The sequence below is a fragment of the Aquimarina brevivitae genome (genome assembly GCF_004216895.1).
GTDB classification, from domain to species: domain Bacteria; phylum Bacteroidota; class Bacteroidia; order Flavobacteriales; family Flavobacteriaceae; genus Aquimarina; species Aquimarina brevivitae.
On sequence record NZ_SGXE01000001.1, the window covers coordinates 853,534 to 879,693 of the forward strand.

Genomic DNA, 26,160 nt, shown 5'->3' on the forward strand with positions numbered 1-26,160 from the left:
AATCAGCTTGCAAAACATTTCGGCTATCGAATTTTTTAACGGGACGCTTTTTGTTCATATGCACAATAACTCAGTAATTCAAATCAACTTAGAAGACTATTAGGAGTAATGATGTGCAGGAATTAATCGATATACTAGAGCGCAAAGAAGTAGAATCAACGACTTAAATAATACCGATAACTTCGATACAACACCCATATACTGCTTATCAAGATCAATAGCCCCCACATCCAATACGTTCCAAAAAGATGCGATGCGATAACCTGGGTATCAGAATATTGGATTTGTCCGCCGCGCTCAAATTGTTTGGTAAACAAATACCCGATTTGTAAATAGGAGCTGAACGCACATTGTGTTCCTAAAAATAATAAGGTTAAGGCTGTAGCATTTTTCTTTTTTAGCAGGATCATGATAATTAGCATAGCGGTGATGAGGGCTAGCACAATCCAAGCCACCAAACTTTTGATCCAGATGAGTAGGGAAAGTATTAGCACACTTACTAATACCCAGAGTACAATGTAGGAGCTGCGCGTATGTTTTGCAGCTACAATAAGTAAGGCGCCCGCAATAGTAGGCCCTAATAATCCTCCCGCAGCGGTTAAGGCAGCCGCAGTGGATTGGGATAGATAACTGTTACTTAAGTCAGAATAAGCAATACCACCACCGTTTTCATAAATCTCCAGGTATAAAAAATCGCCTCCTACAAATAGTGCAGTCATTCCGTGACCCATTTCATGGAACCAGGTACCTAAAAGCAATAGGGGATATCTTATGATATGTAGCGAAGGTAAATTCCAGATCAGCAGCACCAGGAGGCTAATTGAAATAATGATAAGGAGTTGTTTGTGTTTTTGCAATTGATCGTACGATAAAATGAATTTAACTTATTTCTTACCCCCTACAATAACCACAATTTCTCCTTTAGGAGGTTTGTTTTCGTAATGCGCTAATACCTCTTCTGCAGTACCACGCACAGTTTCCTCGTGTAGTTTAGATAACTCGCGCGAAACAGATACTAAGCGATCAGCACCAAAATACTCCACAAAATGACCTAATGTTTTGATCAATTTATGTGGGGATTCATAAAAAATCATCGTTCTTGTCTCTTCAGCTAATAGGGTTAATCGCGTTTGGCGTCCTTTTTTAACAGGCAAAAATCCTTCAAAAATAAACTTGTCATTAGGCAAACCACTGTTAACCAGTGCAGGTACAAAGGCAGTAGCCCCTGGTAGGCAATCCACTTCTATATCGTGTTCAATACAAGCTCTGGTCAGTAAAAATCCAGGATCACTAATTGCCGGGGTGCCCGCATCGCTGATTAAGGCAACGGTGGTACCCGATTTAATCTTTTGTACGATGTGATCCACGGTTTTATGCTCGTTGTGCATATGATGACTTTGCATAGGAGTTCCAATCTCAAAATGCTTCATCAATTTACCGCTGGTACGGGTGTCTTCGGCCAGGATGAGATCAGCTGCTTTGAGCACTTTGATAGCTCTAAACGTCATATCTTCGAGATTGCCGATGGGAGTGGGAACGATGTATAATTTAGACATGATTGGGTTACTTATCAAATTTGCGAATTACCAAGGTGGTAAATCTTTTTTCATACTCTTCTTTACCCTGCCAATTATAATCAGGTTTCACCATTTGTCGTATAAAAGCACCCGCTTCTTCTTTGGTGTCAATGGTATTCAATTGCGAAATTACTCTATTGTAATCATTAGGGTTACCTTCAAATAAATGTTTGATAAATGCCAATCGATCATTAAGCCCTATTTGTATTCCTTTCTTAAGACGATCATTCAATGATTTGGGTTTTTCTTCCTGGCTACCAATTAACTTTGCTTTTTCAATATCCAAGGTACTTGGTGTAACTTCTTCCTTATCATTTTTAAAAAAAGAAGGTTGACCGCCAATCATAGTACTCTCGGATTGCTTTTCTGAGGCAGGCACAAAAATGTCTTCGGTGACCTTAGCATTAATTTCTTCGATGATAATCTCAGGTCTGTCATCTTGTTTTTCAAGATGTTTTCTTTCTGAGTCTTTCGTAGCGGTTACTTCTTCAGTGATAGTAGGCTCTTGTTGAGCTTCAACCTTAGTTGGGGGTATTGGTGCAGATGAAGCTTGTAGTTCAGTACTTTTTTGTGCTTCTAAATATTCAAGAATAGTAAAATTTTCGTGTAATTGTCTGGATAATTCTTTTAACTCCGTAATGGAGGAAGTATTTTTTAATTGTAAAATCTTATGCGCAATACTTATTAAATCTGCTTCCAATTTCTTCTTCATAACTTTATGTTTCCAATAAACAATCCTTATTGTTTTTTAATAAATTTACATCATCTTTAATGATAGGTGAAGGGATTTGTGTAATTGACGCTGAAAAATACAAAATGTTTCTTGAAAATACGGTAAATCACAAAGAGCAATTTGGTTGGATAGAAGTTATCTGTGGGTCTATGTTTTCTGGTAAGACGGAAGAGTTGATACGCAGGCTGAAGAGAGCTAAGTTTGCAAAGCAGAAGGTAGAAATTTTTAAACCGGCTATAGACGTGCGCTATGACGATCAAATGGTGGTCTCTCATGATGCTAATGAAATACGTTCTACACCGGTGCCAGCGGCTGCAAACATTCGTATTTTAGCAGATGGGTGCGATGTGATTGGGATTGATGAAGCTCAGTTTTTTGATGATGAAATTGTAGCGGTGTGTAATGATTTGGCAAATAGAGGTATTCGTGTAATTGTGGCAGGGTTGGATATGGATTTTAAGGGTAATCCATTCGGTCCAATGCCAGCACTGATGGCCACTGCAGAATATGTAACCAAAGTACATGCAGTATGTACCCGTACCGGTAACTTAGCCCAATTTAGCTATAGAAAATCAACCAAAGATGATTTGGTATTGTTAGGAGAAACGGAAGAATATGAACCTTTAAGCCGTGCTGCTTATTACAAGGCAATGTTAAAAGAAAAAGTAAAAGGGATGGAAGTAACCGATGTAGAAGAGTTATCTGAGCAAACTTCCAAAGATAAATCAAAGAAAGATAATGAGTGAAGCTGTCAGAGAGAGTGTATTGGAAGTAAACCTATCCAACCTCGCTCATAATTTTAATTATCTTAAAAGCAAAGTTAAGAACGGGATAAAAATGCTTTGTGTGGTTAAGGCGAATAGTTACGGATCTGATGCTATCGCAATTGCCAAAAAACTTCACGATTTAGGAGCAGATTATCTGGCAGTTGCCTATGCTCCAGAAGGAAAATTGTTACGCGAAAATGGAATTACACTTCCTATACTAGTCTTGCACCCCCAGCCAGTTAACTTTGATCTAGTAATCGACTTTAATCTTGAGCCAAGTCTATATAGTTCTAGGGTACTGCAGGAATTTATACGGGTAGCAACAAAGCGTCAAAAAACAAACTATCCTGTACATATAAAGTTTAATTCAGGTCTTAATAGAATTGGTTTTTGGGAGCAAGATGTGGATCACATCGCAGAAAAATTAGCTGCATCTAAAGCAGTACACGTAGTTTCAATTTTATCGCATCTCGCTGCAAGTGAAGATCATAACGAAAGAGAATTTACACTAAGACAGATCGATTCTTTTACAATATCCGCAAATCAATTAATTCAAAAATTAGGATATCAACCGATATTACATCAATCTAATACCTCGGGTATTTTGAATTATCCCGAAGCACATTTTGATATGGTACGTACCGGTATAGGACTCTACGGTTATGGTAATGAAGCACGTTATGATAAGGATTTAAAACCTATCGCTTCGCTAAAATCAGTGATATCACAGCTGCATAAATTAGAACCCGGAGAATCGGTAGGGTATAATAGAGCTTTTAAAGCAAAGGATTATATGACTTCTGCAACTATTCCTTTAGGTCACGCAGACGGAATCAACCGTATTTATGGTAAGGGTCGTGGGTTTGTGTATATCCACGGAGAAAAAGCGCCTATTATTGGTAATGTATGTATGGATATGATTATGGTCGATGTAACGCATATCGATTGCCAGGAAGGTGATGAGGTTGTGGTTTTTGACGAACATACTTCTGCATCAAAATTAGCAGAGCACGCGGGTACCATATCTTATGAACTTATAACCGCAATATCTCCAAGGGTTAAGAGGGTTGTAATTTCTTAAACAAAAACGAACTGTTCTAAGTGAATTTGTAGTGTATTAGCAACTAGGTCTTTTGCTATTAATTTTTTTGTTAAATTGAAACACTAATCATCTAATTTTAAAAAGTATGGGATTTTTTAAAGATTTCAAAGCATTCCTTTTAAAAGGGGATATTGTTAACCTTGCTACAGCCGTTATCGTTGGTGGAGCTTTTGGTAAAATTGTAACTTCGTTTACTAAAGATGTTTTAATGCCACCGATTGGCCTCGCCTTGGGTGGAGTAGATTTTACAGAACTGAAGCTGGTGCTCAAAGAAGCTACCACAAATGCTGCTGGAGAAGCTATTGAGGCGGTATCCATCAATTATGGATCCTTTGTACAAACAGTTCTTGATTTTATAATCATCGGTTTTTGTATCTTTATGGTGCTGAAAGCTTATGAAAAATCGAAAAAGAAAGAAGAGGAAAAGCCAGCAGCACCAAAAGGACCTTCGCAAGAAGAACTTTTAACAGAAATACGAGATCTGCTAAAGAAGCAATAAGTGTAAATTATCTATAGCGACCGCTATACTACATATTCTAACTAAACCGCCCCTCGAGGGCGGTTCTTTTTGTTTATTATTTAACGAATTGTATAAATTGATATTTTTTTGTTATAAATGGCCACTGTGATAATTTTTATGTTCACATTTGCAGCTATTTTAAACAGATGTACGATTTTTGTACTACGTCTAGTAAACGGATCAATTACAAATTAAATAATTAAAGAAAAGGTATGAGAGTTGCAGTTGTAGGTGCTACCGGATTAGTGGGTACTGTAATGTTAAAAGTGTTGGCAGAAAGACAATTTCCTGTTACGGAACTGATTCCCGTAGCTTCAGAGCGATCAGTGGGTAAAAAAGTAACGTTTAATAAACAGGAGTATAAGGTGGTAGGACTAGCGGCTGCTATTGCGATGAAGCCAGACGTAGCTTTGTTTTCAGCAGGAGGGTCTACCTCAACCACCTGGGCTCCAAAGTTTGCAGAAGCAGGTATTACGGTTATTGATAACTCGTCTGCCTGGAGAATGGATCCTTCTAAAAAATTAGTGGTTCCAGAAATCAACGCAACAGCATTAACTGAAAACGATAAAATAATTGCCAACCCAAACTGCTCAACTATTCAGATGGTGGTTGCACTAGCACCGTTGCACAAGAAATATGGTATCAAACGTATTGTCGTTTCTACCTATCAATCTATTACAGGTACTGGAGTTAAAGCTGTACAGCAATTAGAAAATGAGTACAATGGCGAAAAAGGCGAAATGGCGTATCCTTATCCTATCCATAAAAATGCCATACCGCACTGCGATGTTTTTTTAGATAATGGCTACACCAAAGAAGAAATGAAATTGGTTAATGAGACTCAAAAAATATTAGATGATAGAACCATTGCTGTAACTGCAACTGCGATACGGATTCCGGTAGTAGGTGGGCATAGCGAAAGTGTTAACGTTCAGTTTGAACGTGAGTTTGATGAAAGTGAAGTTCGTAAACTCTTAAGTGAAACGCCTGGTATTAAAGTACAGGATAATACAGATACCAATACCTATCCAATGCCTATATATGCGGAAGGAAAAGATGAGGTGTTTGTTGGCAGAATTCGAAGAGATCACTCTACAGAAAATGCTTTAAATATGTGGATTGTGGCTGATAATTTAAGAAAAGGAGCTGCAACCAACGCTGTTCAAATAGCCGAATACCTGGCAGAACATCAGTTAATAGGATAACTCAGCACGATATTTACTAATGTTAAACGCAATCCTCTTGGTCTAGGCCAAGGGGATTTTATCATAAAAGTAATGATAAGTTTATGCAGTTTAGTGGAGTGGTATCCTTGAGGTATGGTTATAGGTTCTAATGTTTTAATATACAGCCTATTTTATAGTTTCTTTAGCATTATCACAAGCTTCTTTTAATAGATTTGTGGATCAACATACATAATTCATCATGAAAAAATTAATTATATCGCTAAGTGTATTTGCATCTTTACTTGCTTGTAAGCAAGAAGCTAAAGATGAAATGGCTAAAAACAAAATTGATTTGAACTATCCTGAAACAAAAAAAGTCGATACTGTAGACACCTATTTTGGTACAGAAGTAAAAGATCCCTACCGGTGGTTGGAGGATGATCGTAGTGAAGAAACAGAGTCCTGGGTAAAAGCGCAGAACGAAGTTACTTTTGACTACCTAAACAAAATACCGTTTAGAGAAGACCTGAAAAAAAGGCTTTCTGATTTGTGGAATTATGAAAAAGTAGGGGCTCCATTTAAGGAAGGAGACTACACCTATTTTTATAAAAACGATGGGTTGCAAAATCAGTATGTACTTTATCGTTTTAAAAACGAAGGGGATGAACCCGAAGTATTTTTAGACCCCAATACGTTTAGTGAAGATGGGACAACCTCATTAGGTGGATTGAGTTTTTCCAAAAATGGAAAATTAGCCGCTTATGCAATTTCTGAAGGAGGTAGTGACTGGAGAAAGGTGATTGTAAAAGATGCTGAGACTAAAGAAATTGTAGAAGATACTTTGGTGGATATTAAGTTTTCTGGAGTATCTTGGTATGGCAACGAAGGTTTTTATTATTCAAGTTATGATAAGCCCAAAGGAAGTGAACTATCAGCAATGACAGACCAGCATAAGGTGTACTATCACAAATTAGGTACTCCACAAAAGGAGGATCAATTAATATTTGGAGGTACTCCTGAAGAAAAACATCGATACATAGGCGCTTCAGCAACCGAGGATGATAAGTATTTGGTAATTTCAGCAAGTGTTTCTACCTCAGGGAATAAATTGTTTATTAAAGATTTAAATAAGCCCAATAGTAAATTAGTCACGATTTTAGATCACACCGATAGTGATAGCTATATCATCGAAAATGAAGGGTCTAAACTGTATATTGTAACTAATCTCAATGCACCTAATCAAAAAATTGTTACTGTAGATGCCTCCAATCCAACACCAGAGAATTGGAAGGATTTTATACCAGAAACGGAAAACGTGTTAAGCCCTAATAAAGGAGGAGGCTATTTCTTTGCAGAATATATGGTAGATGCTGTATCCAAAGTATTGCAATATGATTACGACGGTACATTGATTAGAGAAGTAGAGCTTCCTGGAGTAGGTAATGCAGGAGGTTTTGGAGCAAAGAAAGAAGATAAGCACCTATATTACAGCTTTACTAATTATAAGACACCAAGTAGTATCTATAAATATAATATCGCAACTGGATCTTCTGAGTTATATCGTAAACCTGAAATCGACTTCAACCCTGATTTGTATGAGAGCACGCAGGTTTTCTATGAATCTAAAGATGGTACTAAAATTCCTATGATTTTAACGCATAAGCAGGGACTTAAACTCGACGGTAAAAATCCAACTATCTTATACGGGTATGGAGGGTTTAATATTAGTTTGACACCTTCCTTTAGTATAGCCAATGCAGTGTGGATGGAACAAGGTGGTATCTATGCAGTACCAAACTTGCGAGGCGGAGGAGAATATGGAAAAAAATGGCACGATGCCGGTACTAAAATGCAAAAGCAAAATGTATTTGATGATTTTATTGCTGCTGCAGAATATTTAATCGAAAAAAAGTATACCTCCAGTGAATACCTTGCTATTCGTGGTGGATCAAATGGAGGATTACTGGTTGGAGCAACGATGACACAACGACCAGATTTGATGAAGGTAGCCCTACCTGCGGTAGGGGTGTTAGATATGTTACGCTATCATACCTTTACAGCCGGTGCTGGCTGGGCTTATGATTATGGAACTGCTGAGGATAATGCAGAGATGTTTGCTTATCTCAAAGGGTATTCTCCCGTACATAATGTAAAAGAAGGTGTTTCCTATCCAGCTACCTTAGTGACTACCGGTGATCACGACGATCGTGTGGTACCAGCGCACTCTTTTAAATTCGCTGCAGAATTGCAGGATAAACAAGCAGGAAGCAATCCTACATTGATTCGGATAGAAACTAATGCAGGTCATGGAGCAGGAACACCTGTAAGTAAGACCATAGAACAGTATGCTGATATTTTTGGCTTTACATTATTTAATATGGGGTACGAAGTGTTACCAGAAAAAGTAACAGAGGACATTAAAGGTTAATTTTTAAACTAATTCCTTAAAAATCCGCTTACGACTAAGCGGATTTTTTTATGGAAGTGTTTTATCTTTGGTATTATGCTAAGAGTAGAAAACCTCACATTTGCTTATGATAAGCTACCAGTGTTAAAAGATATCAGTTTTACCATAGATAAAGGGCAGCACGTAGCGCTTATTGGAGCAAGCGGTTGTGGTAAAAGTACCTTGTTAAAATTAATTTACGGGCTATTACACGCTGAACAAGGCAACTTGTTTTGGGAGCATCGACAATTGATGGGTCCACTTTTTAACCTGGTACCCGGTGAGGAGAATATGAAATATTTATCACAGGGTTTTGAATTACAAGCCTTCAGGACTGTTGCTGAAAATATTGGAGAGTTTCTGTCGAATACCGATCAGGAATCTAAGAAAGATCGTGTAGACGAACTGCTAGCAATTGTAGAGATGGAAGAGTTGGCTGATGTTAAAATAGAACGACTTAGCGGCGGACAAAAACAGCGGGTAGCATTGGCTAAAGCTTTAGCAAAAAAGCCACAACTTCTGCTTTTGGATGAGCCTTTTCATAATATCGATAACTTTCGCCGAAGTGCGCTCAGAAGAAATTTATTTCGATTTTTAAAACGACATAATATTACTAGTATCACAGCAACGCATGATAAAACAGATATACTCTCTTTTACTGATCAAACATTGGTGATTAAACAGGGCGAATTAATCGCGCAACAACCAACGGTGCAATTATATCAAAACCCTAAAGATTACTACATCGCCTCCTTATTTGGAGAGGTTAACAAAATTCAGTTAGCTGCCTTTGGGCAAGGAGATGACAAAAGATATGTATTGATCTATCCCGACGAAATCAAAGTTGATCCTGATGCTCAACTTCAGGTTAGGGTGAAAAATTCCTATTTTAACGGAAGTCATTATTTAATCGAAGCGGTATTGGATAATCAAATTATCTTTTTTAATGCATCTCAAGAATATCAAGCTCCAGAACTAGTAGGGATAGCTATTGCAGAGGAAATACTTAACTTAAGAAAATGAATTGCAACCGATGAATTGCAATTTACCTTCCAAAATAATCGTAATAGCGCTCAGCATGCTGCTCATATCTCTTTATCAGCGCTATGTTATTGACCTCTAAAGCAGTAAGTTTATCTCTTATGTCTGTATACATAGGGATATACCAGTCTACATAGCTGTCAAAGAAATATCGCATTTTTCGATTTTTAAACGAATACCCATGTCTGGCATAGATAGCATTTCGAATAATTTCTAAATCTCCTTTGTACAGATTTTCTACATCTTCTTTTGTTAATTCGGTATTTGATGCGTTGATTTTGACCGCTTCCATAGTTGCATATTCTTCACCTTCTTCATTAAATTCTGTTGAATAGAGCTCCGCAAAGTAATCCATAAAATCATCACTATCTTCAAAATGTTTTTTATCTATTAAATAGCGATCTGGGTTATATGTATACACTGTTTTCTTTAGCTCAAAAGAGCGCACTGTTACTGCTAAGTTTTGATCGTAAGCAACCCAGAATCCTTCTATTTTCTCCTTAGCAGGGATAAATGAAAAATTAAAATGGCCGTCATATTTATCATCCCCAGGTTCTGATACACTAGCACTATATTCATCATCCTTAAAAATCAGCTCTCCTGAAAACGGTCTGGAGTTGCCTGCCACAACACTATGACCATATACGCTGTCATTTGTTATAGAGTCTATAGTGATATTTATTTTGTTGCTATACGAAGGCTTTTTTTTAGGATCATACGTTTTAGCGTGAAACTGACCAACATAAATACCTTTTAAGATCAAAATATCTTTAATTTTGGTAGGTTTAGTAGTTTCCATGGTAGCTTCAGAAGTATTTTCTTCAGTGACCGTAGAAACAATGTTCTCATTCTTTTTCTCTTTAGTGTCACAAGAGATATTACATATGGCTAATAGTAGGATTAGAGTTGGTTTCATTTTTTTGATTTATAAATTATTATTTCGGCTATCACTAAATTCAACACCCACCCTAGCCAAGCAACAACTATGTATACATCCATAGGTCTGGGGTGAAAAAGTGCAACTAATATAAATTTCCAGGCTCTTAATGTTATTGCGGATAACGTTAAAGCAAAGCTTCTGATCATAAAATTTCTATGACGAGCTATATTTCTTTTTTTGATTGCTGTGAAGGCGCTAAAGGTAAAATAAAACCATAATAACGACAATACACAAAATGCAATTTGCGAAGATAGTCCTCCGTTTGCATAAACTCCTATAATAAAACCAGTGGGTGCAGCAAAAACTAAAATAGATACCATATAAATGTAACCCAGACTTCTATGAAGTGAAGGATATGAAGCCAGGATATTTTTCGAAAACTGGGTAAAACCAGCTAGCAAGGCAAAGATGGAGAAAAAAACGTGTATAAAAAACGCCATGGTATAATGGCTGTAGACTATATAATCTTGCTTAATTCTTAGAAAGGCAACATCAGTATCTATAGGAATGTATTGAAAAGTTATTTTGAGCATTAAGTAAAAAAAGAAGCAATAGCCTCCGATTAATGCATAGGTTAAAATTTGTTTTAGGGATAAAGATTTCATTCAAATTTTTCTAACTTCAATTCGGTTCCATCAAAGACTGCATAGGTATAATGAATAATCCAATCGCCGAGATTTATATATTTTGAAGTATTATTTAATTTAATCTCCATAGGTAAATGGCGGTGTCCAAAAACAAAGTAATCACGATGCTTATCCTCTAATTTTCGTTTACAATATTGTACTAGCCACTCGTTTTCCTCTCCTAAAAAAGTAACGTCTTCATCACCAGAGATCAGTTTGTTTTTTACTGATAGGTACTGTGCTAATCTAACGCCTAAATCTGGATGTAACCATCGAAAAAACCATTTGGATACAGGATTAGTAAACACTTTTTTCATGCGTTTGTATCCCTTGTCACCAGGTCCTAAACCATCGCCATGACCAATAAAAAAAGCAGTATTGTTAAAAGTGAATTCTTGTGGGTTATGATAAACGGGTATATTTAGCTCTTCTTCAAAATAGCCGTTCATCCATAAATCGTGATTGCCGACAAAGTAATAAACAGGAATTCCTGAATCCGTGATTTCAGCTAGTTTTCCAAAGGTTCGGGTAAAACCTTTAGGAATCACTGTTTTATATTCAAACCAAAAATCAAATAAATCCCCTAATAAGAATATAGCCGCTGCATCTTTTTTTACTGTATCCAGCCATTGAACGAACTTTAACTCTCTGGGAAAGCTCTTTTCTTTAGTAGGAGCACCTAGATGGTTATCACTGGCAAAATATATTTTTTTTCCTTCAGGAAGCTGCATTTTAGTCATGTATAGCGTGGTAAATATAGCATAAAGCTACAAATTGATTAATTATCCGCGGCAAACCACTCGGCATAGGAGGTTTCTGTCTCCTGTAATTTAAGTGAATAAAGTGCTATTTCTTTAGGGAGTCGGGCTTTAATTTTTTCAGCAAAATCAATGACCATATTTTCGCTGGTTGGTTGGTAATCTACTAAGATCACATTATGTCCTCTTGTTTCTAACTCTTTTGCCAATTCGATATGAGGCGTGTTTTTATTAAAAACAGTAGCGTGATCAAAAACATCCTCAACTTCTTCTTTGACAATTTTTTTGAGGTCACTAAAGTCGATCACCATACCTAATTTTACATGGTTGGTATCAGTAATGGGGGTTCCAATTACCGTAACACTTAATTTATAACTATGTCCGTGTACATTACGGCATTTTCCATCGTATCCGTATAATGCATGACCGGTTTCAAATGAAAACTGCTTAGTAATTCTTATCTTACTCATTCTCACTACTTATTTTTGCAAAGGTACATAAGAAAAATACGGACCGCACAGCTTTTTTTAAAATTTAGTGCTAAGGAAGCACTGAATCGTATCCTCTTTTCTTAATCCACGGTATAGAAGAAATAAATTTTTAGGTGTACAACCTATGCTTTTCTTGACTATATTCGCAGGCTTTTTTATTGGCGATAAATGATTAAAACAGAGTTATTTGAGCAGGTTGATTTTCAAGAAAATCCGCTCTACGAAAAGATCATCGATGATCTTCTTACTAAACAATATAGCATTGTGGATTCTTTTTTTAGTGCTACTGAGGTAGAGGTATTAAGGTCTTCTTTGCTGCAAAAATACAATGATGAGGAGTTTAAGAAAGCTGCGATAGGTAACCGCACCAACGAAACCATCATAAAGTCTATTCGTGGGGATTTTATCCATTGGATTAACGAGAAGGAAGCCAATACCGCTGAGTGTCTATTTTTTGGAATAATGAATACTCTTGTGGACTATCTTAATAGAACTTGTTTTTTGGGTATTTTGTTTAAAGAGTTTCATTATGCGATATACCCTAAAGGTACTTTTTACAAAAGGCACCTAGATACCTTTATGAATGATGATAGAAGAAAGCTATCTTTTGTATGTTATCTCAATGATGAAAACTGGGATAATGCAAACGGAGGTGAACTGGTAATCTATCTTAATAAAGATGGACAGGAAGTTTCTGAAGTTATTTATCCATTACCAGGGAGGGTAGTAATTTTTGAGAGTCAACTTTTAGAACATGAGGTTAAACCGGTGCTTGCCAATGAACGCTATAGTATCACAGGTTGGTTAAAAACTCGATAATAACCTGAATCTAAGTGACGAAACTTTTTTTTAGAGGTATTTATTTTTAAACTTAATCACTAAGGTTAAAGAACGTATCAGCATCCAAACCATAAATGCGATCCAGATGCCATAGAGTTTTAAACCAAAATAGTCTGAGAGTAAAAGTGTAGGTACAAAACCTAAAAAAGTAGCTATTAGCAGCACATTGCGTAAATATTTTGCTTCGCCAAGTCCTTTAAAAATACCATCAAACATAAAAGCAATTGCGTTTATAGGCTGCATCAAAAGAACCATCCAAAATACAGAACTAAACAGGCTAAGTACGGCTGCTTCTTTATTAAATAATAAGCCGATTTGATTATATAAAAGTCCACAGATTGACATTAAAATCAAGGCAATGACGATGGCATACTTACTGATATCTTTGCTTAATAACCATAGCTTACGATAGTCTTGTGCACCCAATAGTTTACCAGATATAGCATTACCTGCATTAGCGTAACCATCAATAAAAAAAGAAAAGAACAACCATATATTCATCAGTATGCTTTGTGCTGCGATATAATTATTTCCGTAATCTGTAGCGTAGGCATTTGCCATATAGATGGCAAAGTTTAAAGCAGCGGTACGTACAAACAGATTGAGACTCATGCCTATTAGGCGTTTCATTTGTGGGTTGATGTGAAAGCTTATTTTTAGGGAAAAAGGGGTTTTTGTAAAAAAGTAATAAAAAGCCATAATCAACATTGTCAGTTGTGCGGCGACACTAGCCCAGGCAGCTCCGCTGAGGTGCATAGCTGGGATAAAACCTTCAATACCATAGACAAGGGTGTAGTCTAATATAATATTAACCATAGCACCGGTCAAACTACATTTCATGGCCCATAATGTATTTTGCATACCTCTAAAAATTCCGAAAATGGCAAATGTTACTAAAGTTAGTGGATATCCGATCGCTCTGATTTGATAGTAACTTTCTGTATATTGTAGTAATACTCCTTCTGCATTATATAAGTTAAAAATACCTTTAGCAAGGAAGTAGGTAGAAAAATAGATAATTAAACTTAATACAAAATTAAGCAGAATCGCTTGGGGCACTAAGGTTTTAACTGCGTGAAGCCTCTTCGCTCCGTAATGTTGCGATACAATAGCAGATATTGCAGTTTTAGTTTGTGCTACTATCCAGATGATCGCGGATAAAAAGGAGCCAACGATACCTGCAGCAGCTAAGGATTCTACAGGATTTTCTTCAACATTACCTATGACCGCTATATCCGTAAGTGAAATAAGGGGTTCCGCAATACCTGCTATTATTGCTGGTATCGCTAATTGGTTAATTTCCTTAAAACTTATTTTAGAATTGGACATTAGGTGTTATTGGATTTAGCATCTTGTCGCTGAGCAACAAGAGGAAGCTCATAACAATAAAAAGGAAACTTACTTTGTTTAGGGAAATATATTTCTTCAAGACGTTGGTATCCTCTTTGCTCATAAAAAGAGATATTTCGTTGATTTTGACTAAACGTATCTAATCGTACTGATTTGAATTCTTGTTTACTAGCAAATTCTTCTGCAAAGCTCATGAGTCGTTGACCAATTCCTATACCCCAGCTTGCTGGATGTACTGCTAATCGATGAATATATAAATTGTTTTGATTTGGCGTTAACCAAGATACCGGATAGTATTCATCGTCCATCTTTTCGGTAAGTACTATGATTCCTTTTATCTTTTTTTGCTCGTAATACATATACAGTTCTTCGGCTTTAATATCTTGTTCCAAGCGTTTTTTGCCTGGATATTTATCGTTCCACTGATAGATACCTAATTTGATCATCGCTTGGGCACAGGCTTGAGTTAATGTAAGTATTTCTTCCAGGTGATATGAGGCAGCTTTAAGAATCATAGTTTTAAAAAGTTTAAAAATACTAACTTTTTGTACTTCATAAAGTGATAATAAGAAGCTGTTAACAATTGTGTAGTCAATTTTTGCTTTTATTACCATTTGAAATAAATTGTAGTCAATAACAATATTGTATTTTTGCGGACATAAACACAAATCTAAACATGAAGAATATATTAGTCCCATTAGGACTTTCAGAGGATAATGTTTCTAGATCGAGATTGCAATACTGTATTCAATTGATAAAGGAAACAGGCGGTAAGATTTTTGTGGTTAAGGAATTTAAACAGTTACCCAGAACAGGAAGTTTACCTACAGCAAACAAAACCCTAAGAGAGATCACCATTGCAGAAATTCAAAAGGAAATTGCTAAAGTTGAAGCTTATGGAGTAACGATAGAGGCCTTACCGATTGAAGGGGAGCTGCTGGAGGAAATACCGGCATTTAATCTAGAAAATTCCATAGATATGTTAGTACTGGGGGCTGAATCTACAGATATTTCTAATCCTTATTTTTTAAATGAAACAGCTGGCAGTTTGGTTAAAATGACAGAAATACCAGTATTAATTGTGCCTGAAAATTATGAGTATAAGAAAATTGATAAGGTTTTAATGGCGGTAAAATCTGGAGTGATAAAAAAGAATAACGCCTTATCACCAGTACAAGAAATTTTGAGTACATTTGGAGCAGATTTAAAACTTTTATTGGTAAAGACAAATAGCTATTTACCCGAGTATTCTAAAATAGACGAGGAGTTAAAAGAAGTAGTTGACACCTATAAAAGCACTGAAAACGCAACCTTATTTCAGGGGTTATTAGAACATTTAAATGAAAATAATCCTGATTTAGTGTGTGTCTTTAGAAGAAAAAGAGGTTTTTTTGAAAAGCTATGGGAAGATAATACCGTGCTAAAAAAGGATTTCGAAAGTAGAGTCCCTCTATTAGTATTAAGAGGTTCTGATTAACATAAATGGGGATGTAGCTTCCTCCTTTGCTTCGCTTCGGCGGACAGGCGCTTCGCTACATTTAAATTATATTTCGGGGATGTAGCTCAGCTGGCTAGAGTGCTTGACTGGCAGTCAAGAGGTCGTGGGTTCGAGTCCCATCTTCTCCACAGATGAATGAAAGCCTGTACAGATGCGTACGGGCTTTTTGTTTGCGAAAAAACATAAAACAATAGTTTTTTTGTTTTGAAGCGTACAAAAAGAAGGTGAAATTTAAATCTTTAGGAGATTCATTCTCTAAATGTGGTCTATGTGACCAACGGAGTTAATCCCATCTTCTCCACAGATGCGTACGGGCTTTTTGTTTATAATATTGCTAACCTAATAGTTTACACTTTTGGAGCAAACAAAAGTATTTAACTATTAAAACCTAAACTGTTTGTTCTATTTAAACGACTAAATCGACTACATCAAGTTCAACATGTAGGTATACATTAAAATGTGATCTAGTATTACGTAGCGCTATTTTTTGAACTGCTTGGGATAATTTACTTCTTTTGAGGTCTTCGGTTACCGTAAAAACTTAAAAATTTTTATAGAGTACAATTAATTGAAAATGAGTTGATTGTATTATTTAATTTAAAAATTAAAGTATAATTTTTTAAAAAAATTCATTTTTTAAAAGGAGTTTTGAGCTTGAGGTTGTTTTTATAATAGAAGCGGATGTTAAACTTTATAAATAACAAGCTATGCAAAAGGTTAGAAGATATTTGGAAGATAAAATGTTACTAGGCGGAGTGTCTATCATTTTGTATTGTATAGCTGTTACACTGGTATTGATCCAGAAATATCCGATCGTTTAAATTTAGAACAAAAAAGGGAAATTTTGTTATATAGTCTATTTTAAGGGAACTAAATAGAGTTCGTTATTAACACTTGAAAAAGCCTCCGTAAAGGAGGCTTTTTTATTTGCGCATAGTTTATAATTTCAACTATAGGAATATGATTTTCAAAAGCTTGTCATTTTTTTAAAAAAAGTGAACTTTTTTAAAGGAGTTTTGAGCTTGAGGTTGTTTTTATAATAGAAGCGGATGTCAAACTTTATATATAACAAGCTATGCAAAAAGTTGGAAGATTTATGAAAGATAAGATGATACTAGGCGGAATGTTCATCATTCTGTATTGTATAGCTGTTACACTGGTATTGATCCAGAAATATCCGATCGTTTAAATTTAGAACAAAAAAGGGAAATTTTGTTATATAGTCTATTTTAAGGGAACTAAATAGAGTTCGTTATTAACACTTGAAAAAGCCTCCGCTAAGGAGGCTTTTTTATGTATATACATAACTAAATATTTATAGAAAAGTATAAAAAAAGCAACCCTGGGTTAACTACTCCCAGGGTCTGAATTGAAACTTAATTGTATTTAACACAAACTCAACTTATACTAATTATGAAAGCTTCAATTTTATTGTTTGTTTTCTATTATGGTATCAAATTATGCTGCGAATATAATAGCTAAACTCGAATTAAATAAACATTTTTCTTATGGTAATTAAGATTTAATAATGTCATAATATCCTCTTAATTATTTTGGATTTAACCCACTGTTTATCAGTTATTGTATAACATTTTAAAGTTTAATCGCTTCTTTTGTTATCAAATTCTCAGTCTATTTTTATACTATAGCTGTATTTTTTAAAAATTCATTAATGTCAAACATTGATTTTAACACTTTTAAAAGTTTTTTTTAGAACTTCCCTTACCCTATAGTAAGGGAAGTTTTGGACTAAATTAAATACAAACTCAACTTATTATTTTACCCCAGTCCTTAAGATTTTATTGAACAGTAGTGGTAAACTCAACCTCGATATCCGTTTCTCCTCCAAAATCAGCTCTGCTGTCTCCGGTTTTTGTGGTTGGCTCGTGTATTAAGTAAGCTCTGATAATACCTGTTCCTGCACTTCCTGTAGTCCAGTCTGTCGAAACATTTATAGATATATCGTTGCTATCTTGTGTATCGTCAGCAGCACTTTGGAAAACAAGACCAGTTACGGTATTTTCATAAAAAACATAGTGCTCATCTGCTTCTGCGATTACCTCTGCAGTAATGTCTTCTACATCATCAGGGTTAGATTCGTCAAGGAATTCAATAGTAAAATTATAAGTTGTATTGGCTTGTAAGGTAATAGGGTCTTGACTATCCTCTGTCCAGGTGTATTCGGTACTGGTTGTACTACCAGACTCCGTTACGGTTAATTTTACGGTTGTAATGGTTTCTTCTTCATTGATCACTGCAGGATCATCGTCGTCTGAACATGATAGCACAGTGATGGATAAAAATAAAATGGTTAAATACTTTAATGTTACATTTTTCATAGTAATTAAAATTTAAAATTGAAATTAAGTGTAAAGTTTCGTCCTATATTATCAGCAAAGAATCGTTGCCGATTGAGGTAATCTCTATAGGAAGTATTAAAAATATTAGTGATTGTTAAGCCTAGGCTTAAGTCTTCTGTATTCCATAATGAGAATTTGTAAGTACCAGCCAGGTCAAAAAGAGTATACCCTTTTGGTGGTGTAGAAACATCCACAAAAACCGTTTGGATAGCACCATCCTCGATAAAATCATCGGTAAAATTATTATCGGGAAATCTATTTTGCTGTAAAACCGTGGTGTTTACCAATTTAAGATTCCAAAGCTCTTGATCAAAAATAAGTTCAGATCTGAAGCTTGGAGCAGGCATATTGATAATAGGTTCATTATTCTCAATATCCTGGCCATAGATGTATGAGAATCCGGTGTTAAAACCGACATTCTCTGTTAAGTCAACTCCGTAATTAATATCAACTCCCCATAAGATTGCATCGGTTTGCCGGTATTCCCAGCGTGGAAAATCACCACGTGTAGTTAATTCCACACTACCTGAGGGTTCTAAAAATATATAGTTGTTGATGAAATTTACATATGGCGATATGGTTATGTAATCGTTTCCTAACAATTTGTGACTTTCATTGGACAATGAAAGTTTAAGTGCATTTTCTTGTTTAGTACGTAAATCACCTATTTCAATAATTGCTGCACTATGATGTAGTCCATCACTAAATAATTCAACAGGGTTGGGGGCCCTATTGGCTAACGAGAGATTGATCAAAAACTTATCCTGATCTTTATAGCTAAAATTTAAACCTCCAGAAATCGCAAAGCTATGAAAATCGAGTACGGGGTTGGTTAACCATTGGTCTCCCTCATCCGCAATGATTAAGTCATTAAATTCAGTATCATATCCGCGATCCTCCCAAAAGTCCTTATCATAGAATTTTTTTGCATCGATGTTTACAAAATCATATCGTATTCCTGCGTCTAGTGTAATATTATCCTTTAAATCGTAGGTGGCAATGGCAAAAAGACCAGCTTGAACCCGTTTGTAGTCCGGTATTAATCTTTTAATTCCAGTTTCTGGATCTGGAATGTTTTCCTGAAACGTCAATTGAAAACCTACTGTCTTTTTAAATCGCGCATTTGCATCAAATAAAAATGAACTTTCTAGTGCGTTGGTAAATAAATCAAGATCTAGGCTAGGCTTGTCCCTGTCATCACCTCTTCGAATATCAAATTCTTTTCTGTTATTGTATTGAAAGGAATACTGAGCTGTAAGCTTACCAAGATTCTTAAATCTTTTGTACCCTTTAATTTTAGCTAAGTGATGCTGGGTTTCTTGCTTTGGAGCATTGATATCATAGGTAAACGGATTAATTATAAGTGGCACAGGACTATTAACTGCCCTGGCATAATCACCCCTATTGCCCAGATGTGATGCTCTTAAGATACCTTGAGTGGCATTAAAAAAGCTATAATATAATTCCAATCCACCGGTAAATCCAGTATAACCTAATCCTGCGGAAAAATTTTGTTCTGAAACGCCAGTATTACTTAAAATATAGTCAGGGGCCTCACTATCTCCAAATCGTTTGATACTTGTTTGAAATTTTGAACTCCACCCTTTGTTAAATCCTAGGTTAATACTTGCACTGGCACCACCACCTCTACCATTACTACTCGCTGCGATTTGTGTTCTACCAAATACGGTGTCTTTAAGGGAGGTTAATTTGTTTTCTGCTACTACAACTCCTCCTATGGCATTCCCTCCATATTGTAAAGCTCCTGATCCTTTTATAACCCGTATTTTATTAAAGGCATTAATATCTAGATTAGGCGCATGTTCTTCTCCCCATTCTTGATCTTCTTGTCTTACTCCATTATTCATTATAATGATACGGCTACTGTGTAGTCCTTGTATAACCGGTTTTACAATAGTATTACCTGATGATAAACTGGTTACACCAGATATTTCTTTTAAAGCGTCACCTAGGGTTAGACTACTATATTTTTCTAGGTCTGACTTACTGAGTTGATCTTCCGTTTGACTATTTGTGTCTCTGATTTCATTAGTGGTTTCTAAAGTAACTTCCTCTAGATCGCTATAATGATGCTCTAAATATATAACCTTGTTGGTAACCTCAGATATATCGACAGTTACTACCTGAGAATTACAATCCGGGTGCGAGATTGTAAAGGCATATGAAATAGGACAAAGTCCGGTAATTTTAAAGTTACCCTGTTTATCCGATTTTATAGTGGTATTATTAAAGGTAATTGTAGCGTTGTTTAAAGGAACACCGTCGTGAAAATCTAATATCTTTCCTGTAAATTCCTTAGAACAGTCCTGACCATAACAAATTATGCTCTGGAATAGCACTACAATTATTAGTGCTGCGTTCTTCATCAATAAATAAATGAGTGATTGTTTATTGCATAAACTGTTTAAAGCTTACGTCTTACTATAATGATTGTTTAATGACTAAAATAGGGCGGGGGGTGCCTTATTCGTATTTTGATTACCAGTATATTTGTTGGTAATGTGAATTGATGTAAAACCTGAAATTGGTTTTTTAAATGTAGGATTGTGTTCTGTTAGCGTGTAGTTGAGATCATTGTTTAAAAAAAGATCTTCGCTGTGCTCTGATGAATAAGAAAGTTGGCAAACAATGCAATCGGTATCATCCACCTCGTGCTGCAACACATGTAAATCGACTAATTGCATAACTGCAAATAGTACTAAACATACTGAAGCTATATATTGTTTACACCTCTTCATCTACGCAAAATAACAAAAAAAATATATTTCTAAGATTTAAATTTCATTATTAACTGTTAATTTATTGCAAATTGAAATGTGTAATCTACAGTTTGTTGCAGTTTAATTGGCAGTTCTTCAAGATCCCAAGGATGTTTTGCACCGAATACGTGATCTGTATCAGGGATAACTTTTAGTCGACCTTGCTTACTCCATTTTTGTAAATGATAGGCTTCTTTAACGTCAACCGTGGGATCATCTGCACCGTGAATAATTAAATAGGGAATATTTAATTTTTTCACTGCATTTGCTATATTAAGTCCTTCTTCTTCTGCCTTAAAAGAGGAATAAAATTGATAATAATGTGGCATTTGTTGTTTAGTGCGTCCATTTTCTATATACATTACTCCTTCTTCTTTCCATTTTTCTAATGCTTCGCCTTTAGGGAACCTGGCTTTAAAATCAGATACTCCAGCCCAGGTAATAACTTTATTTATTCGCTGATCTTCGGAAGCTTTTATAGTTACGATGCCTCCTCCTCTTGAGTGTCCAATGAGTATAATTTTTGAAGGATCAATTTCTTTTCGCGCAATAAAAGATTCTGAACAGACCCAGTCTATGATGGTTTGTAGATCATTTAATTCTTTTCTGTAATTATTATGTCCAAATGCTTCTAAATCTGGAAAATCAATGGGTTGCTTAGAAGTACCCCCATTATGAGAAAAATTAAATTTTATAAACAGCAGTTGCGCAGCAGCAAAGGTTTTAGCAACTAAGTTCCAGGCACCTCAATCTTTAAAACCTTTATATCCGTGACAAAAAACAACTACTGGTTTCTGTTGTTGGTTAGGTACATAAAATACATCAGTTAGAATAGGTTTACTATGTTTACCTGGGATAATTAGGTTTTTTTCTATGTTCATATTTAAACTTCTTTTTCTGTAAAAGGAATTGAGGTGTCGTATAGTTCGAGTATTAATTTTTTAATTTCTACTAAGTAGCTTTTAAAGACTTCTTCAGTGATTGTTGTATTCGGGCTTGCATCTCGTGGACTTTTCTTAACTCCAAATTTTAAAAATCCTGTTTTTAAATTTCTAAAGGAGATAATACCGGCTTCAAAGGGTTCTTTGATTTGAGCGTTTTGATTGAACATATAAGCATAGGCTAACACTTGTATGATTTTGCTGTACTTATAGTCGGAAACAAGAGGTTCCCAATTTAATACATTAACGTCACCTTTTTGAACATTCCCGGTTTTATAATCAATAACTCTAAGTTGACCATTATAATTATCTATTCTATCGACCTTACCTCTTAAAAATACAGTTTTATTGAGTTCTTCTATGTATAAAGGAGCTTTGAGCTCAGCTTCTACTGCGATAATTTTTAGGGTATTACCTTCTTCTATGCTTCTTTTCTCATAAGAAAGAAAATTTTGAATATATCGTTTAGCCACTTCAAAGATGAGTCTGTTTTTACCTTTTTCATAGCTCAATGCGGGATATTCTTTATCAAACTGGTAGCGAACTGCCTTATCTAAATTCCTTTGCATAAGATCAATATGCGCTACTAATAGCTCTTTGCCTTCATACGGTTTGTAATATTCTTCTAAGACATTATGTATAATAGTACCCAGTGTGTTTAAAGCCACAGTTTCTTCTACCTCGTCTATTTCTCTTATTTTTAAAATATATTGATAATAAAAGTCAATAGGGTTTCTTATATAGTTGGTTAGTGCGGAGGGTGAAAATCCTTTTTCTGCAAGTGTATCCAATGAGCTAATGGTAGCGCTGTTTTTTTCAATTTGGGTTAGCTTTTTTGGAGTATTCTCAGTTGGAGCACTAACAATGTATTTTTGAATGGTATGATTGGGTCTTTTATCAATTTCGAGCTGCCGCAAAAAACGACTTTTTTCACCCCCACCAACACCTTCGTTCTCTGTGTTATAGATAAGGTATATGTTTTTTGCCCGATGCATCAAACGATAAAAATGATAGGTGTAGATAGCGTCTTTTTCTTTGTATGTAGGCAGTTCATACGTTCTTTTTAAATCGTATGGGATAAAGGAGTTATTACTTTTGCCAGCAGGTAGTATACCTTCATTCATAGAGGTAATGATAACGGTGTCAAAATCTAAGCAACGAGACTCCAACATTCCCATGAGCTGAAGTCCTTGATAAGGCTCGCCAATAAAATCTAGATTTTCCTGTGAGATTAAATCTCGGTATACATGATATAACCCTTGAATGGAATTTAAGCGTTTATAGGATGTATGTATGGACGCTATTTTATTGAATAAACTATTAAAATGAAATAAATATTCTAGGATAAGGGTATTGTTCTCTTCTTGATAGCGTTCTTTTAAAGAACCAATGAGGTTTTGACAAGTATTTATGGCCTTACTTACATTTTTCCAAGGTGTAAACAGTAAGCGCAAATCGTCTTGCGTAGATTTTTTTACTTTAGCTTCAATATCAGCTAGTTTAACATAAATTATATTTTGCTGATTGATGGCCTTGGCTATTAGTGTGGCATCACTTCCTAAGAGTTTTTGAGTGGTAGGTAAGGCAAGTAACTCTAGTACTTCTTGAAAATAAAAGGTGTCTCCTTTTTGCTTTTTGTGAAGCGTAAACAGGGTTTCAAAGAAAGGATTCACCGGTAGCTCTTTTATTGGCAGCCCCATGGTAATATTTACGTTGCTAATGGTATCTGGCAAAAAGGAAAGTACAGGTGATAGAAGGGATTCATCAGCAAGTACTAGTGCAGTATTGCTTAATTCAGCTTTTGGTATTTTTTTTAAAATTTGCCCTGCGATTATTGCTTGACTTACGTTTTTTGGTGTGCCTAGCAGCTGTATGTTTTTAGTATCAGAAAATGATTCATTGACCCACTTAAAAGGTTTGTTTTTGAAATATTGCCAATCGTTACTATACTTTTTTAGAAATAAAGAGGCATCGTGATAGGCACTATCCATAAAAAACGCATCGGTATCCCAATAAATTTTGCCTAAATCATTATCTAAAAGGGTTTGAAATATTATTTGTTCTGCTGTATTGAGTGCATTAAAACCAACTAGGATGTGTTTGGTTGTTGTTGTTTTGATGTACTCATTTATTTTTTCTGATGCTATCCGGTAGCATAATCCTTGATAAGCAATTCCTTTTTGAAGCAATCGTGCTTTAAAGGCTTTGTAATAGTCTAATAGTTTGTCCCAAAAAGCAATGTAGTTCTTAACTAAAGCGGTTTTGTCTTTTTGTACGTACCAATGTTTTAGTTCCGTAATCCGGGTTAAATAAGTAAATATACTATTGTGGTCTATGCAATACCTGTCAATTTCATTGAAATCGTGTATTAAGGTTTGTCCCCAGGTCATAAAGCTATCAAAATCTTCTTTTTCCAGTTCTGGAAATAATTGAAGATAGGTTTCATAAAACTCGAATAATGTCTGGGTATTGTCTATAGTTACTAAACCGCATAACTGTTCAATAAATTCTTCGGTACTGAGTATTTTGGGACAGATAAAAGTTAAATCTCCATATATTTCAATGAGATATCTTTTTAGAAATATACCTGCTCTTTTACTAGGTACTATAAAAGTTAGTTTACTAATGGGCTCTTTTTCAGCTTGAAGATCAAGAAGAACATCTTTTAGAAATGCATTCGTTTTTTTCATAGACACACAAAGTTCGCAATACTACAAAATAAAAAACGTCCCGATATTTCGGGACGTTTCTTAGTTATATTTTGAGAATTAACTTTGTATTATTCTTTTACTAAGTTAATTTCTACACGTCTGTTTTTAGCTCTACCTGCTCTAGTGTTGTTAGTAGCGATAGGTCTAGACTCTCCATATCCGATAGCAGATAATCTGAACTTATCTACACCATTTTCAACAAGGTAAGTCTTTACAGAGTTAGCTCTTGTATCAGATAGTCTTTGATTTAATTTTTCACTACCTACACTATCAGTGTGACCTTCTACAGTAAACTTAGCGTTAGGATACTCATTAAGTATTTTAATGATCTCAGCTAATTTATCTTCAGAAACTTTCTTGATAGAAGATTTACCAGAGTCAAATAAGATTTGAGCAGCGTACTCGTTAAGAGTTTCTTGAACTTCCTCAGTAACTTCTGGACAACCGTTGTTTGCAACAGTACCAACTACATCAGGACAGTTATCATCTTTGTCTAATACTCCGTCACCATCTTTATCTTGGTAAGGACATCCATTGTTTTCAGCAGGACCTGCTTCGTTAGGACAACCATCGTTAGCGTCAGTGATTCCGTCACCGTCAGCATCAGGACATCCATTTAACGCTGCTAAACCAGCAACTGTAGGACACTCATCTTTAGGATCAGCTACACCATCACCATCAGTATCAGGACATCCGTTAAATTCAGCTGTACCAGCAACATCTGGACAATCGTCTTTAGCATCAGTGATTCCGTCACCATCAGTATCAGGACATCCGTTGAATTCCTCTAAACCAGGAACTTCTGGACATTCATCATCTTTGTCATATATTCCATCACCATCAGTATCTTTACCTCCGAAAGCGAAAGTAAGACCAGCAGAGTGTTGGAAGTGAGTTGGAGGGTAATTAGAAGCAGCGTAATCTTCGAATACGTGCTTATATGTAGATTGTACATTGAAAGCTAAGTTTTCAGTAATCCAAAAATTCAATCCAAGTGAACCATTGAATGTACCAGCTCCAATTTCGTCTACCCAAGTATAACCTCCACCTACACCTAGGTAAGGGTCTAACCAGCTAGAACTTAAAAGGTTTTTAAAACTGTAGCTAACTCTACCGTCTACAGCGTAGTAAGATAGATCATCTACACCAACGTTTGTACCATCAGGTAACTCTCCAGCTTTGGTAATTTTGTTTACAGAACCAGAAGCAGTGAAAGAAAAACCGTCTCCGATATATCTTCCTACAGACAATTTAGAAACAGATGGAAGAATATTCCAGTGGTCGTTAGCATTAAAATACTCGTCAAAGATTTCTCCTTGAACTGGCAAGTCACCTCCTGTAGGGAAGATGTCCACAGCATTTACGCCAATCGATACCGCCCATGGGTTATTTTCATCTTGTGCGTTCGCCGTACTTAACCCAAGTACTAGTAACGAAGCCGCTAAAAATCTGCTAAGATGTTTCATATTCAATAATTTAATTTTTAAGTGTTAATTTGAGCAAATGTAATATG

Annotated in this window: 23 protein-coding genes and 1 tRNA gene; 9 read left to right on the plus strand and 15 right to left on the minus strand. The window is 35.5% G+C overall.

What is annotated here, in order from left to right; genetic code table 11:
• Nucleotides 1-155 precede the first annotated feature (155 nt).
• Genes EV197_RS03465 through EV197_RS03475 form a run of 3 tightly spaced genes read right to left on the minus strand, consistent with a single transcriptional unit; the run spans nucleotide 156 to nucleotide 2,289 of the window.
• Nucleotides 156-857 carry a M50 family metallopeptidase gene (locus EV197_RS03465; protein WP_130285338.1) on the minus strand — a complete coding sequence of 234 codons (702 nt, stop codon included), beginning with the start codon at nucleotides 855-857 and terminating at the stop codon, nucleotides 156-158.
• A gap of 27 nt (nucleotides 858-884) precedes the next feature.
• Nucleotides 885-1,556, minus strand: coding sequence for a 16S rRNA (cytidine(1402)-2'-O)-methyltransferase (gene rsmI / locus EV197_RS03470; protein WP_130285339.1), 672 nt, complete (start codon nucleotides 1,554-1,556; stop codon nucleotides 885-887).
• A 7-nt stretch (nucleotides 1,557-1,563) separates the two neighbouring features.
• On the minus strand, nucleotides 1,564-2,289 hold the full coding sequence (locus EV197_RS03475; RefSeq protein ID WP_130285340.1) for a hypothetical protein: 726 nt from the start codon (nucleotides 2,287-2,289) through the stop codon (nucleotides 1,564-1,566).
• A 104-nt stretch (nucleotides 2,290-2,393) separates the two neighbouring features.
• Here EV197_RS03475 and EV197_RS03480 point away from each other — a divergent pair, with 104 nt between their 5' ends.
• From EV197_RS03480 to EV197_RS03505, 6 genes are all read left to right on the plus strand, one after another.
• A complete protein-coding gene (locus EV197_RS03480) occupies nucleotides 2,394-3,056 on the plus strand; it encodes a thymidine kinase (protein WP_130286182.1) in 663 nt (220 codons plus the stop codon).
• Complete coding sequence (gene alr / locus EV197_RS03485; RefSeq protein WP_130285341.1) at nucleotides 3,049-4,158, plus strand: alanine racemase; 1,110 nt, start codon at nucleotides 3,049-3,051, stop codon at nucleotides 4,156-4,158. Before EV197_RS03480 ends, alr begins: the two co-directional genes overlap by 8 nt.
• Before the next feature lie 106 nt (nucleotides 4,159-4,264).
• On the plus strand, nucleotides 4,265-4,678 hold the full coding sequence (gene mscL / locus EV197_RS03490; protein WP_130285342.1) for a large-conductance mechanosensitive channel protein MscL: 414 nt from the start codon (nucleotides 4,265-4,267) through the stop codon (nucleotides 4,676-4,678).
• Between the two features lie 233 nt (nucleotides 4,679-4,911).
• Nucleotides 4,912-5,904, plus strand: coding sequence for an aspartate-semialdehyde dehydrogenase (locus tag EV197_RS03495; RefSeq protein ID WP_130285343.1), 993 nt, complete (start codon nucleotides 4,912-4,914; stop codon nucleotides 5,902-5,904).
• Between the two features lie 220 nt (nucleotides 5,905-6,124).
• Nucleotides 6,125-8,293, plus strand: a complete 2,169-nt coding sequence (locus tag EV197_RS03500) for a prolyl oligopeptidase family serine peptidase (protein WP_130285344.1) — start codon at nucleotides 6,125-6,127, stop codon at nucleotides 8,291-8,293.
• Nucleotides 8,294-8,368: 75 nt separating this feature from the next.
• Nucleotides 8,369-9,334, plus strand: coding sequence for an ABC transporter ATP-binding protein (locus EV197_RS03505; protein WP_130285345.1), 966 nt, complete (start codon nucleotides 8,369-8,371; stop codon nucleotides 9,332-9,334).
• A gap of 22 nt (nucleotides 9,335-9,356) precedes the next feature.
• Here the strand turns inward: EV197_RS03505 and EV197_RS03510 are convergent, their stop codons facing one another.
• Genes EV197_RS03510 through EV197_RS03525 form a run of 4 tightly spaced genes read right to left on the minus strand, consistent with a single transcriptional unit; the run spans nucleotide 9,357 to nucleotide 12,146 of the window.
• Nucleotides 9,357-10,268, minus strand: coding sequence for a YARHG domain-containing protein (locus EV197_RS03510; RefSeq protein WP_130285346.1), 912 nt, complete (start codon nucleotides 10,266-10,268; stop codon nucleotides 9,357-9,359).
• Complete coding sequence (locus EV197_RS03515; RefSeq protein WP_130285347.1) at nucleotides 10,265-10,897, minus strand: DUF2306 domain-containing protein; 633 nt, start codon at nucleotides 10,895-10,897, stop codon at nucleotides 10,265-10,267. Before EV197_RS03515 ends, EV197_RS03510 begins: the two co-directional genes overlap by 4 nt.
• Nucleotides 10,894-11,649, minus strand: a complete 756-nt coding sequence (locus EV197_RS03520) for a UDP-2,3-diacylglucosamine diphosphatase (protein WP_130285348.1) — start codon at nucleotides 11,647-11,649, stop codon at nucleotides 10,894-10,896. The genes EV197_RS03515 and EV197_RS03520 overlap by 4 nt, the downstream gene beginning before the upstream one ends.
• Before the next feature lie 47 nt (nucleotides 11,650-11,696).
• The gene (locus tag EV197_RS03525) at nucleotides 11,697-12,146 is read right to left on the minus strand and encodes a 6-pyruvoyl trahydropterin synthase family protein (protein ID WP_130285349.1); all 450 of its coding nucleotides are present in this window, start codon (nucleotides 12,144-12,146) and stop codon (nucleotides 11,697-11,699) included.
• Nucleotides 12,147-12,335: 189 nt separating this feature from the next.
• Between EV197_RS03525 and EV197_RS03530 the strand changes: the two genes are divergently transcribed.
• On the plus strand, nucleotides 12,336-12,986 hold the full coding sequence (locus tag EV197_RS03530; protein ID WP_130285350.1) for a 2OG-Fe(II) oxygenase: 651 nt from the start codon (nucleotides 12,336-12,338) through the stop codon (nucleotides 12,984-12,986).
• Between the two features lie 30 nt (nucleotides 12,987-13,016).
• Here EV197_RS03530 and EV197_RS03535 read toward each other — a convergent pair whose 3' ends face one another.
• Both EV197_RS03535 and EV197_RS03540 read right to left on the minus strand, forming a co-directional pair.
• The gene (locus EV197_RS03535; protein WP_130285351.1) at nucleotides 13,017-14,336 is read right to left on the minus strand and encodes an MATE family efflux transporter; all 1,320 of its coding nucleotides are present in this window, start codon (nucleotides 14,334-14,336) and stop codon (nucleotides 13,017-13,019) included.
• Nucleotides 14,336-14,872, minus strand: coding sequence for a GNAT family N-acetyltransferase (locus EV197_RS03540; RefSeq protein WP_130285352.1), 537 nt, complete (start codon nucleotides 14,870-14,872; stop codon nucleotides 14,336-14,338). Before EV197_RS03540 ends, EV197_RS03535 begins: the two co-directional genes overlap by 1 nt.
• A 161-nt stretch (nucleotides 14,873-15,033) precedes the next feature.
• Between EV197_RS03540 and EV197_RS03545 the strand changes: the two genes are divergently transcribed.
• Together EV197_RS03545 and EV197_RS03550 are read left to right on the plus strand one after the other, a co-directional pair.
• Entirely contained in the window at nucleotides 15,034-15,834 is an 801-nt protein-coding gene (locus tag EV197_RS03545; RefSeq protein ID WP_130285353.1) for a universal stress protein, read from the plus strand.
• Between the two features lie 75 nt (nucleotides 15,835-15,909).
• A tRNA-Ala gene (locus EV197_RS03550) sits at nucleotides 15,910-15,983 on the plus strand.
• 1,671 nt (nucleotides 15,984-17,654) lie between these two features.
• Here EV197_RS03550 and EV197_RS03555 read toward each other — a convergent pair.
• From EV197_RS03555 to EV197_RS03575, 6 genes are all read right to left on the minus strand, one after another.
• Entirely contained in the window at nucleotides 17,655-18,194 is a 540-nt protein-coding gene (locus tag EV197_RS03555; RefSeq protein ID WP_130285354.1) for a type 1 periplasmic binding fold superfamily protein, read from the minus strand.
• Nucleotides 18,195-18,199: 5 nt separating this feature from the next.
• Nucleotides 18,200-20,602, minus strand: a complete 2,403-nt coding sequence (locus EV197_RS03560) for a TonB-dependent receptor (protein WP_130285355.1) — start codon at nucleotides 20,600-20,602, stop codon at nucleotides 18,200-18,202.
• Nucleotides 20,603-21,030: 428 nt separating this feature from the next.
• Nucleotides 21,031-21,699 carry an alpha/beta hydrolase family protein gene (locus EV197_RS03565; RefSeq protein ID WP_341273015.1) on the minus strand — a complete coding sequence of 223 codons (669 nt, stop codon included), beginning with the start codon at nucleotides 21,697-21,699 and terminating at the stop codon, nucleotides 21,031-21,033.
• A 42-nt stretch (nucleotides 21,700-21,741) separates the two neighbouring features.
• Complete coding sequence (locus EV197_RS17255) at nucleotides 21,742-21,876, minus strand: hypothetical protein (RefSeq protein ID WP_341273010.1); 135 nt, start codon at nucleotides 21,874-21,876, stop codon at nucleotides 21,742-21,744.
• 2 nt (nucleotides 21,877-21,878) lie between these two features.
• Nucleotides 21,879-24,626, minus strand: a complete 2,748-nt coding sequence (locus EV197_RS03570) for a PD-(D/E)XK nuclease family protein (RefSeq protein ID WP_130285356.1) — start codon at nucleotides 24,624-24,626, stop codon at nucleotides 21,879-21,881.
• A gap of 89 nt (nucleotides 24,627-24,715) precedes the next feature.
• Nucleotides 24,716-26,113: an OmpA family protein gene (locus EV197_RS03575; protein WP_130285357.1), complete on the minus strand. Its 1,398-nt coding sequence runs from the start codon at nucleotides 26,111-26,113 to the stop codon at nucleotides 24,716-24,718.
• Nucleotides 26,114-26,160: the final 47 nt, after the last annotated feature.